General features: G+C 54.0%; 10 protein-coding genes. 1 reads left to right on the plus strand and 9 read right to left on the minus strand.

Annotation, left to right across the window (positions count from 1 at the left end; translation table 11 throughout):
- From B3Z49_RS10740 to B3Z49_RS10775, 8 genes are all read right to left on the minus strand, one after another.
- On the minus strand, positions 1-593 hold a 593-nt coding region (locus B3Z49_RS10740; protein ID WP_296990713.1), incomplete at its 3' end, for a DMT family transporter.
- Between the two features lie 158 nt (positions 594-751).
- Positions 752-1,603, minus strand: coding sequence for a 5'-nucleotidase, lipoprotein e(P4) family (locus B3Z49_RS10745; RefSeq protein WP_296990715.1), 852 nt, complete (start codon positions 1,601-1,603; stop codon positions 752-754).
- A gap of 171 nt (positions 1,604-1,774) precedes the next feature.
- Positions 1,775-2,089, minus strand: a complete 315-nt coding sequence (locus tag B3Z49_RS10750; RefSeq protein ID WP_296990717.1) for an acylphosphatase — start codon at positions 2,087-2,089, stop codon at positions 1,775-1,777.
- A 39-nt stretch (positions 2,090-2,128) separates the two neighbouring features.
- Positions 2,129-2,446, minus strand: coding sequence for a DUF1244 domain-containing protein (locus B3Z49_RS10755; protein WP_414716252.1), 318 nt, complete (start codon positions 2,444-2,446; stop codon positions 2,129-2,131).
- A gap of 58 nt (positions 2,447-2,504) precedes the next feature.
- Positions 2,505-3,239: an HAD family hydrolase gene (locus B3Z49_RS10760; protein ID WP_296990721.1), complete on the minus strand. Its 735-nt coding sequence runs from the start codon at positions 3,237-3,239 to the stop codon at positions 2,505-2,507.
- Between the two features lie 260 nt (positions 3,240-3,499).
- Positions 3,500-4,933, minus strand: coding sequence for a hypothetical protein (locus B3Z49_RS10765; RefSeq protein WP_296990722.1), 1,434 nt, complete (start codon positions 4,931-4,933; stop codon positions 3,500-3,502).
- A 154-nt stretch (positions 4,934-5,087) separates the two neighbouring features.
- On the minus strand, positions 5,088-7,088 hold the full coding sequence (gene accC, locus B3Z49_RS10770) for an acetyl-CoA carboxylase biotin carboxylase subunit (protein ID WP_197145327.1): 2,001 nt from the start codon (positions 7,086-7,088) through the stop codon (positions 5,088-5,090).
- Between the two features lie 21 nt (positions 7,089-7,109).
- Positions 7,110-8,642, minus strand: a complete 1,533-nt coding sequence (locus B3Z49_RS10775; RefSeq protein ID WP_063087055.1) for an acyl-CoA carboxylase subunit beta — start codon at positions 8,640-8,642, stop codon at positions 7,110-7,112.
- A gap of 350 nt (positions 8,643-8,992) precedes the next feature.
- Between B3Z49_RS10775 and B3Z49_RS10780 the strand changes: the two genes are divergently transcribed.
- Positions 8,993-9,958 carry an ABC transporter ATP-binding protein gene (locus B3Z49_RS10780; RefSeq protein WP_064790771.1) on the plus strand — a complete coding sequence of 322 codons (966 nt, stop codon included), beginning with the start codon at positions 8,993-8,995 and terminating at the stop codon, positions 9,956-9,958.
- Between the two features lie 25 nt (positions 9,959-9,983).
- Here B3Z49_RS10780 and B3Z49_RS10785 read toward each other — a convergent pair.
- Positions 9,984-11,125 (minus strand): diguanylate cyclase domain-containing protein (locus B3Z49_RS10785; protein WP_296990731.1); only part of this gene is annotated, 1,142 nt, incomplete at its 5' end.

Genomic DNA, 11,125 nt, shown 5'->3' on the forward strand with positions numbered 1-11,125 from the left:
ACAAAGGCGATGTTCAGCGCAAGCGAAAGCTTGATCGGATGTTCGTCCCGGCATTTGGTGCGGGTCAAGATCATCGCCACCGCATAGAGCATGGCCGCGAACAGCGGCAACAATGCATAACCATTAAAGTTTCCGGCATCCGGACGCAGAATAAACAACACGCCCGCAAAGCCGATGATGACGGCAAGCCAACCGGTTCTACTGATTTTGGTTCGGGTCGTGACGGCGCTGAATAGTGTGATGAAAATCGGCAAGGTGTAATAGGTTGCCGCCGCCACAGACAGGGTCAGATGCGGCAGGGACAGATAATAGCAAACCCACATCACCACCAGCAGAAGGCTGCGCAACGTGGTCCAGCCAAAAGCATGGCCAAGGCGCAAGGCCGACGGGGATCGAATGGCGAGATAGCCCAACAGAAAGGGAATGGCGATTGCCGATCTGACGACGAATATTTGCCAGATGACGAACTGGCTGCTCGATTGCTTGATCAGCGCATCACCCAGCGACAGGGCGAAAACGGTAAATATGATCGTCCCGACAGCCAGTGGGACACGATCACGGTGCGCGGTGGCGGCGTTGGCAGTCGCTTTCATAACATCCTGCGTGGTGGCGCGTGCAAAGCGGTTAAAGCCCGATACATGACCCTAACACCATCGCGCAGCAAAGATGAACCCCGGAGGCTGCGCAGAAGGTTAGATATAAAAAAGGCGCCCCGGTCGGGACGCCCGTTAACGTAAATAGGCGGCAAGGATTACTCGGCCGGGCCTGCCCACGGGGACATGGCATTGAGTTTGTCCTGGCGGCGTTCATCGCCCGACTTGCCCCAATCGCCACCGAAGGCTGCTTCTTCCCATGAGCCGTAGCTCGGGTTGGGCAGCATGAACCAGCGTTCGCCCCAGTAATTGCCGTATTTTTCCATGACTTCGAGACGCTCAGTGATCGAGCCATCGATTTCATCGGTGAAGTCACCGAAATTGTCACCAAACTGCATGATCACACGGTAGTCTTCGGCCACAGCCGCACGGCGCGGGGTTTTGTTCGAACCCCATTCTTCGACTTCGCCACGCAACATGACATGCTTTTCGTCTGCGTATGGGAAGCCATATTTCTTGAGGTTTTCGATGGTGGGTTCTTCTTCCGGGGCCTTGCGGTTCGAGACATAGAAGACTTCAACACCGCGGGCGGCAGCCGCCTTGGTGAATTCCAGCGCGCCCGGGGTCGGGGTGGAAATCATGTCATGTACAAAGGCCGCCCAGGTTTTTGAGCTGTAATGGGTTTTGTCGGTGACAACCCATGCCTGATAGGCGGAGTTATCCAGAACGGTTTCATCAACGTCCAGAATGACTGCCGGCGGCTTGGTCATATAGTTGCCGTCTTGCTCGAGTGCAGCGGTCCAGCTGTGATCGCCAATGGCGGCATCAAGCAAACGGGTGGCACCAGCATAGACCGACATGGCAGTCGTTTTGTATTCGACCGAGGTCTGCAGCCACAGCGTGCCGTTCAGGCCGTCATTCTGTTCCGGCTCTGCCTGTGCGCCGAATGCGCAAAGCGCACTGGTCGCAACAATGGCAGCAACGCCAAATGATTTTGCGATAAAGGTCATGTGTAGTCTCCCTGTTGATTTCCCGACGCATTGCGTCTGACCATGCAGTCAGGATTTCATAACCATGCCACCGCAGTGCGATAAAGAAAAAGCCTTTTTCCAGAATCAATTGGAAAAAGGCTTTTGCAATCGGTTTAACAAAGCCGCCAACGCCTTGGCGCACACTCTGTTTCAAGCGGTTGGGCGCTTTTCAAACGTGGCAAACCCGTCTTCGAGTGCCGGTTCTTCATGAATGCGATCCACACGCGCATGGGTCGGGCCTTGGTGGCAGGCGGTGATCATGGATTGCACCACCTTGGCCGGACCGCAAAATACCGCCTCGACCGAGCCATCATTGCGATTACGCACCCAGCCGGTCAGATCGCGTTTGCGGGCTTCTTCGACGGTCCAGGCGCGATACCACACACCCTGCACCCGGCCTTCGATCCGGGCGTGGACGGCGATGTTGCCATCGCCCGTTGACGGGTCGGGGCTTGTATCGGTCATGATCGGGCCTCCTACCTTGTCGATGGTTTTATCCGCGGCTTATTTCGCGCCGGGGATCTTGGCATGCAGATGGGCAGTGTCCTGAAACTTCTGTTTCTGTTCATCAGATGCCGGGGCCTGATGGTTATCCTTCCAGGCGTCATAGGTCATGCCATAGACGACTTCGCGCGCCCCATCATAATCCATCGCAACACCGCGTTCGCGGGCAGCTGCCAGATACCATTTGGCGAGGCAATTGCGGCAGAATCCGGCAAGGTTCATCAGATCAATATTCTGAACATCCTTGCGATCTTGGAGGTGCGTGACCAGCCCACGAAAGGCAGCGGCTTCGAGTTCGAGCTTGGTTTGCGGATCCAGATCGGCCGCCGGGCCGTTGGCCAGAACGGCCTCGGTCGACATTTCAGAACCGGCGCAATCAGACATGTTCCATACTCCCGCTGGTCTTTTGGTTTTCGAGTTTCTCGATAATCCCGGGCACATGGGCAATGCTTTCGGCCGTGATGACCTTGTCATTGTCGATCTCGGTCTGATCGACCATTTCATGGACCCAGGTGATTTCATAGGGAATGTGGATCGCGGTCGCCCCACACGCAAGGACCGGCAGAATATCGGATTTCATCGAATTGCCGATCATGATCGCTTCCTCGGGATCAACGCCATAGCGGCCAAAGATGTTGCGATAGGTCAGCGGGTCCTTTTCCGAGACAATCTCGATCCCGTCAAACAGGTCCTCGAACCCGGAGCGATCAATCTTGAGCTGCTGGGCGATCAGATCGCCCTTGGTGATCAGGACCACCTTGTAATTCGGGTGCTTGGCATACTGTTTCAGCACGTCCTCGGCCCCGTCAATGATCCGGGTGGGCGCACGCAGCATGGATTTGCCGGTTTCGGCCAGTTTGTGGATGTCTTCGGCGCTGATTTTACGATCAGACAATTCGATCGCGGTTTCAATCATCGACAGGGTAAAGCCCGTCACGCCATAGCCATAGATGGAAAGGTTGGCCAACTCGGCCTGATAGAGACGATCATCAACCTGTTCGGGATCAACATAATGTCCCAGCATTTCGCGAAGCTGCACATGGGCTTGGCGGAAAAGTGGCTCGTTGTGCCACAGGGTATCGTCGCCATCAAAAGCAATCAGCTTGTACATTCTTAAGCCTCGTTTCTTGTTATTGGATGGCCGCAGGCACGTTCAATGCGTTGGCAGTCAACCTCGATGTTCACAGGGTATTACGGCCTCAATTCACGACCATATGGCAGTGCAAACGCCTCGTAAAGCCCCGTTATCTGTATTTAATATGCGTGAAACGGATCGGAAAGGCCTTGAAAACACAAGTATTTGAACAGGTTAAAGAAAAGGCGCTGTCGCGATAAGCAAACAGCGCCAGAAGTTAACTTAGGTTGTTCAATTTAATGAATAACCGCATCCAACTTGCCTTGAAGAAAGTCGCTGATGTTCCTTCGAGAACCGATTGAGACGAACCGAAGCATTTCGTTTAGGTCAACGTCTTCTAAAATTATGATCACCCCACGACCATCCAGAGCCGCATCTTTACATTTCTGAAGCAACCTAGCTCGGTCATTCACAGACCGACATAATAAGAACCCCAAAAATCCGCGCGCATGACCAAACCTTCCAGTCAACTGGTCGAGTTCTGGGTTATTAACGTCCGTTGAATAGTTTTTGCACTCCACTGGTACGGATAGAGCCCTTGTTTGCGGAGATTGAAGTATTGCGCTGAAAAAACCTCGCTCACCCGTATTCGTGTATTTAATATCCAGACGCTTGCGCCCCTCGTGTATCGCCATTTCCTTTATTGGGTTAATAAGGTTGGGATAAAATAGGAAAGTTAGAATTCCCAAAACACAATTGTGGTAGGCATCCGCATCGTTGTTTCCAGTTGGAATGCGTTCAAGCACTTCCGGTAACCCACTTGCGAATTCTCTTTCATCAAATGCTTCGTCAAAGTCTTTAGTACTTAAAGCACCTTCGGCACCTTTTACCTGCTTATATAGCTCAAGAACGTTTGGGTTATCTCGAACGAAATCAGCTAGGTCATCTTTCGAGAACGGATGCCTTTCTTTCACATCCTTCTTAAAGACATGCGGCCGTCCGTCCTTGAAGAAGTGAACTATGCCTCCACCTGCAGCTAGATACTCTGCCCGGAGATACTCAATCATGTGGAAGTTATAAAACTCTTGCCCATCTAGGCATAATCGTTGTCGAACACTGAACTTGGGCACCAAGAGAATTGGCTCACCCTGATGGACCGGCAAATGGAGGGTTCTGCTTTCCCACCGACGCGCTACCGGGTTCCAGCATGGTTCCAAGGTGCGGACCTCTACTGTTTCAATGTCATATAAATTGCATTGGTTTAATGTATAGGTAGCTAAAGGTAGTCTGAGCACATTGGTAGTGAGGTCTGAGATTAGATCCGGCCCCACTCCGTGAATAAAAAGTTCGGCTTCCGCGACATCGGCAAGTAAACCGGTCTCGAACGCCCTGCTATTGCGAAGCGCGTCAGCAAGCTTCTCCGCCTTCTCAATACTGAAACCTCTGCCTCGCGGAGGCCCTTTTGATTGGCCTAGATGTGTCTCATTTGGCTCCCCTAAATGAGACAGAAGGTGTACAACCCGATCGTTGTCTCCAGCCCGCAATCCTTGAAGAACCTCGTCAAAGAAACTTCTGATGTGGTCTCCACACACCTCTGACCACTCATCTTCTCGGATTTGGATGGCATAGGGATCTAAGTAAAGCGGAACATCGCCATCAAGTTCAATATCTACGAAATCGAGCTCTGCTTGAGAGTTCGACAACTGGAAAACGCTACTAAATCGAGCCACAAGAACCTCCCGTTGCGCCAAAAGACTATATCGCTTCCGGAGGTTATGAAAAACTACCACTAAGAGTAGCTGCAAAATTTGAGAAAAGTTAAGGGCGCAATCCAATTTGAGGATCGCGCCCTTTTAAAGCATCACCCCAGAGGGATCGGGTGGCTTATTCGTCTTTTTCAAACTCGATGATAATCGCATCGACCGAGAGGTTGGCGCCCTGTTCGGCGTGGATCTTTTTGACCACGCCCTTGCTTTCGCATTTAAGGACGTTTTCCATTTTCATGGCTTCAAGGATGCAGAGCTCCTCGCCCGGCTGGACGGTCTGGCCTTCCTCGACCGATACCTTGACGAGCAAACCCGGCATCGGCGAGAGCAGGAAGTTTGACATGTCTGGCGGGGCTTTGAACGGCATCAGTTTTTGTAGTTCCGCCACGCGTGGCAGCATGACCTTGAAGTGGCGCTGAATGCCGTTGGCGGCGAGTTTGTAACCCACCCCTTCGATGTCTATCTGCACGCAGACCGGCGCACCGTCGATTTCACCAACAAACAGCGGATCGCCGATCTTCCAGTCGGAGACCACGCCATAGCTGCGATCGCCGATGGCGACGATGTAATCACCGTTAACACCATCGAACTCGATATCGAACGGGGTATGGTCATCCCCGCAAACCGCGACCCAGCTTTCGGCGATTTCAAGCGGATGGTCACTGACCTGACCGGTGATGCCGGCATTGCGTTCGGCGTGGCGTTGATTGATGTAGGCGGCCACCACGATCAGGGTTGCCGGATCATCGTTGGGCAGATCATCGGCCGAGAAACCATCCGGATATTCTTCGGCGATGAAGTTGGTGGTGATGTTGCCATCCTGGAAGCGTTTATTGGCCATAACGGCCGCCAGGAACGGGATATTGTGCGAAATGCCACGAATGTAATAGGCATCAAGCGCGCGACGCATTTCCCCAATCGCCTGATCGCGGTTTTCACCATAGGTGATCAGTTTCGCGACCATCGGGTCATAGAACATCGAAATCTCGCCGCCTTCATAGACGCCGGTATCAACACGTACGGTGTCTGATTCTGCAGGCGGCTGATAACGCACCAGACGCCCGGTAGAGGGCAGGAATTCGCGGAAGGGATCCTCGGCATAGACGCGGGTTTCCATGGCCCAGCCGGTCAGTTTGACGTCATCCTGTTTGAGCGTCAGCTTTTCACCGTCGGCGATCTTGATCATCCATTCGACAAGGTCCTGACCGGTGACAAGTTCGGTGACCGGATGTTCGACCTGAAGGCGGGTGTTCATTTCAAGGAAGTAGAAGTTCTTGTCCTTATCAACGATGAATTCCACCGTGCCGGCAGAGCAGTAATCCACCGCACGCGCCAGTGCCACAGCCTGTTCGCCCATGGCCTTGCGGGTTGCGGGATCGATAAAGGGTGACGGGGCTTCTTCGACGACCTTTTGATGGCGACGCTGGATAGAGCATTCGCGTTCGCCGAGATAGATCGCGTTGCCGTGCTTGTCGGCCAGCACCTGAATTTCGATATGGCGCGGTTCTTCGACGAATTTTTCGACAAAGACGCGGTCATCGCCAAAGGAACTTGCGGCCTCGGACGTGGCACGTTCGAAGCCTTCGCGGCATTCGGCGTCATTACGCGCAATCCGCATGCCCTTGCCGCCACCACCAGCGGATGCCTTGAGCATCACCGGATAACCGATATCGTTGGCGATCTTGATCGCCTCGGCGGTGTCCTTGATCACGCCCATATAGCCCGGCACGGTCGAAACACCGGCGTCAGCCGCGATTTTCTTGGACGTGATCTTGTCGCCCATGGCGGCAATTGCACCATTCGGCGGGCCGATAAAGGCAATACCGGCGGCATCAAGTGCCTTGGCAAAGGCCTGATTTTCCGAGAGGAAGCCATAACCGGGGTGGACAGCCTCGGCCCCGGTGGATTTGCAGGCCTCGATGATGTTTTCAATAATCAGATAGGACTGGTTCGACGGCGCCGGACCAATACGGACGGCTTCGTCGGCCATCTGAACATGAAGGGCGGCCTTGTCGGCATCTGAGTAAACCGCAACGGTTTTGATGCCCATTTTGCGAGCTGATTTGATCACACGGCAGGCGATTTCACCGCGGTTGGCAATCAGGATCTTGCTGAACATTTTTCTGTCTCCCAATTTGTCTTACAGCGGAATGTTGCCGTGTTTCTTTTCAGGGTTCTTGATGTCCTTGTTGCGCAGCATGCCAAGCGCCTTGCAGACGCGGCGGCGTGTGCCATGCGGCATGATGACATCATCAATGAACCCCTTGCGGCCCGCGACAAACGGGTTGGCGAATTTTTCGCGGTATTCTTCGGTGCGGGCTTCGATCTTTGCCGGATTATCCATATCCGCACGGAAGATGATTTCCACCGCCCCTTTTGGCCCCATCACCGCAATTTCGGCGGTCGGCCAGGCATAGTTGACGTCACCGCGCAGGTGTTTTGATGACATCACGTCATAAGCCCCGCCATAGGCCTTACGGGTAATGACGGTGACCTTGGGCACGGTCGCCTCGGCATAGGCATAAAGCAGTTTCGCACCATGTTTGATGATGCCGCCATATTCCTGTGCGGTGCCCGGCATGAAGCCCGGCACATCAACGAAGGTGACAATCGGAATGTTATAGGCATCGCAGAAGCGCACGAAGCGTGCGGCCTTTTTGGAACTGTCGATATCAAGGCAACCGGCCAGAACCATCGGCTGGTTGGCGACGACACCAACCGTCCGACCATCCATGCGCGCCATGCCGATAATGATGTTTTTGGCGTAGTCGGCCTGAATTTCAAAGAAGTCGCCCTCATCCACGATCTTGGTGATCAGTTCCTTCATGTCGTAGGGCATGTTGGGGTTTTCTGGCACCAGGGTATCAAGCGAGAAGTCATCGCGGTTGATCGGATCTTCGCAAAGACGCGCGGGCGGGTCTTCCTTGTTACACAGTGGCAGGAAGTCCATGAAACGCCGGGTCTGAAGCAGCAGGTCGACATCATTGTCAAAGGCCAGATCAGCAACACCCGACACACTGGTGTGGGTCGATGCCCCGCCCAGCTGTTCGTGGGTGACTTCTTCGTGGGTGACGGTTTTGACCACGTCAGGACCGGTCACGAACATATAGGAGCTGTCCTTGACCATGAAGATGAAGTCGGTCATCGCCGGGCTGTAAACAGCACCACCGGCGCATGGCCCCATGATCAGGGAAATTTGCGGGATGACGCCAGATGCCTCGACATTGCGCTGGAAGACATCGGCATAGCCCGCCAAGCTTTCAACACCTTCCTGAATACGCGCGCCGCCCGAATCATTAAGGCCAATCACCGGTGCGCCAACCTTCATCGCCTGATCCATGATCTTGGCGATCTTGCGCGCATGGGCACCCGAAAGGGCGCCACCGAAAACGGTGAAATCCTGAGAGAATACAAAGACCAGACGGCCATTGATCGTACCGTGACCGGTGACAACACCGTCGCCGGGAATGCGGTTTTCGGTCATGCCGAAATCCACACAATCATGTTCGACAAACATGTCCCATTCTTCGAAGGAGCCTTCGTCAAGCAGTACGTCAAGGCGTTCACGCGCGGTGAGCTTGCCCTTGGCATGCTGATTATCAATGCGGCGCTGGCCGCCGCCCATGGCAGCTTCGGCGCGCTTCGCTTCGAGTTTGGCGACAATATCCTGCATGTTGCGTTTTCCTTGCTGTGGTCGGCCTTCTGGCACTTTTCGGCCCGGTATGCGCGTCTGGAGAATGAAATAGCATTATTCGGTACTGGAATGCCAATTATTTTTGCTGTTCTGACAGAGCTCCAGAATAGCCCCTAAACGCCTGATTTCCCTAACGTCATTTCGATATATCCGTGCGGGCTGAACTAAAGTCTAGAGCAGCAGATCCACCCGTCCCCGCCGCTGGATCATTTTGATGCGCAAGGCGTTGGCATTATGGTGCACACTGTAACCGTCCCTGATCCGGGGCACCCAGAACACGTACACCAAACATACCTTTATCGCCTTCGTCACCACAATCGATTGAGCCCATGTTTAAATTCAGCCCGCGCAATCCGGAAAAAACCGGCGACGACCGCCCTGCTAGCTCCCTATGGGGGTATGTCTGGCGGATGAGTGGCTGGCATCAGGTTGTGGTGTGCAGCCTTGCGGTGCTGGTGGCCGCCCTTGGCATTGCACCGATCGAGCTGCAACGCCGGATTGTCGATAACGCCATCACACCACAGGACTTTGATCTTTTGATCACGCTGGCAGCCCTTTATCTCGGCCTGATTATCGTCCATGGCGGGATCAAGTTCGTGCTTCGGATTTACGAAGGCTGGCTGAGTGAAAGTGCGATCCAGTATAACCGCAAGCACTTAACGCGCCTGCACGCCCATAACGAGGCTGGCAGCCAGGATGAAAGCAACGGGCGTGCGGTTTCGATCATCGGGTCCGAGATCGAAAAGCTTGGCGGGTTTGTGGGCGATGGCCTGTCACAGCCGGTGGTCAATAGCGGCATGCTGATCTTTGGCCTTGGCTATATGATCAGTGTCGAGCCGATGATTGGACTTATTGGCGTGATCGCCCTGATCCCGCAGGTCGCACTCGTGCCGGTCATTCAGAAACGCATCAATGCGCTTATTGAAGCACGGGTTGAGAAGATGCGCGATGTCAGTGACGAACTTTCGGAAATGTCGACCGACAAGGATGATGACGAACAGCTTCGCCCGATCAATAAGGGCATCACCGCATTGTTTGATAATCGCATGCAGCTTTTCGTCTTGAAGTTCGGCATGAAGTCGCTGATCAACCTTTTGAATGCGCTGGCACCGATTTGCGTGCTGTTTGTTGGCGGTTACCTTGTGATCCAGGGCCAGACATCGGTTGGTATCATCGTGGCGTTTATTTCCGGCTTTGACCGGATGTCATCGCCGATGCGTGAATTGCTGTCCTATTACCGGGTGGCCGCACAGGCAGCCGTGCAGCACAAAATGATCGCGAAGTGGATGCAGTAACCCTGCGAACGCCCGCCAACCTTACCTAGCCATCATGGCTTTGCGGGTTCAGGGCGTATCGGCCGCACAGTTCCCGATCAAGCGCGCCGCATTCGTTGCAGCCGCCTTCGACATAGAAGCAAAAACGGTTACGCCCGCAATTCTTGGCACGATAAAGCGCCTTGTCGGCATCGCGATAGATTGAGTCCGGCGTTCCGTTGTGATCGGCACAGGTCGAGATGCCGATACTGATCCCAACATGAACCTCGTTGCCATCAATGATCAGGGGACGTGACACTTCCTCGATAATCCGTTGGGCCGGAATGGCAGCATCGCGGACATCATCCATCAATGGCAGGACCACGGCGAATTCATCGCCGCCAAGACGGGCAACGACGTCGGCTTCACGGCAATTGCGTTTGATGATTTCGGCCACTTCGACCAGAAGCTTGTCCCCGACCGGATGGCCAAACGTGTCATTCACTTGTTTGAAACGATCAAGATCAAGCAGTAGTAAAACAATGCTTTTTTCAAAGCGCCGGTTGATCTGAATGATCTGCGACAGCATTGAATTGAACTGATAGCGGTTGGAAAGACCGGTCAGCTGATCGGTCTGGGCAAGCCTGCGAATTTCGGCTTCGACTGCCTTGGTCGGCGTGATATCAGCATGGGTGCCCGACATGCGCAGCGGATTGCCATCCGCATCCCATTCCACGACCTTGCCGCGATCAAGAACCCATACCCAACTGCCATCCTTGTGGCGCATCCGGCATTCGCACTGATAGTGATCGGTCTCACCCCGGAAGGTGCTTTGCAAGGCGGCCTCGGACTTTTCGAGGTCTTCGGGATGGCAATATGCCAACCATGTATCAATGCTTACGGGACCAAGTTCTTCGAGCGTGTAACCGATGATTTCGGCCCAGCGCTCGTTAAACCGGGTTTCGCCGGTCTGAACGTTCCATTCCCATGTGCCAGCGCTGGTACCCCAGATGATTTCATCAAGACGCTGGCGTTCCTCGGCCAGTTTGCGGTTGGCATCCTTGAGCATGCGTTCGTAATGTTCGCGCTCGGTAATATCGACATTGGTGGTGTGAATGTATTTGCGTTCATGCAGCTCTATCAGGCCGGCATGCACCTGCATCTTGCGGATTTCGCCATTCCCCAGGCGATGCTGAACAACAAATGACA

Origin of the sequence: Thalassospira sp. UBA1131, assembly GCF_002311515.1 — a bacterium.
GTDB lineage: Bacteria > Pseudomonadota > Alphaproteobacteria > Rhodospirillales > Thalassospiraceae > Thalassospira.

Bases quoted from the DNA above. Each gene is read 5' to 3' on its own strand.
- B3Z49_RS10745 (WP_296990715.1), bottom strand. From the start codon at position 1,603: ATGACCTTTATCGCAAAATCATTTGGCGTTGCTGCCATTGTTGCGACC.
- B3Z49_RS10750 (WP_296990717.1), bottom strand. From the start codon at position 2,089: ATGACCGATACAAGCCCCGACCCGTCAACGGGCGATGGCAACATCGCC.
- B3Z49_RS10760 (WP_296990721.1), bottom strand. From the start codon at position 3,239: ATGTACAAGCTGATTGCTTTTGATGGCGACGATACCCTGTGGCACAAC.
- accC (WP_197145327.1), bottom strand. From the start codon at position 7,088: ATGTTCAGCAAGATCCTGATTGCCAACCGCGGTGAAATCGCCTGCCGT.
- B3Z49_RS10775 (WP_063087055.1), bottom strand. From the start codon at position 8,642: ATGCAGGATATTGTCGCCAAACTCGAAGCGAAGCGCGCCGAAGCTGCC.
- B3Z49_RS10780 (WP_064790771.1), top strand. From the start codon at position 8,993: ATGTTTAAATTCAGCCCGCGCAATCCGGAAAAAACCGGCGACGACCGC.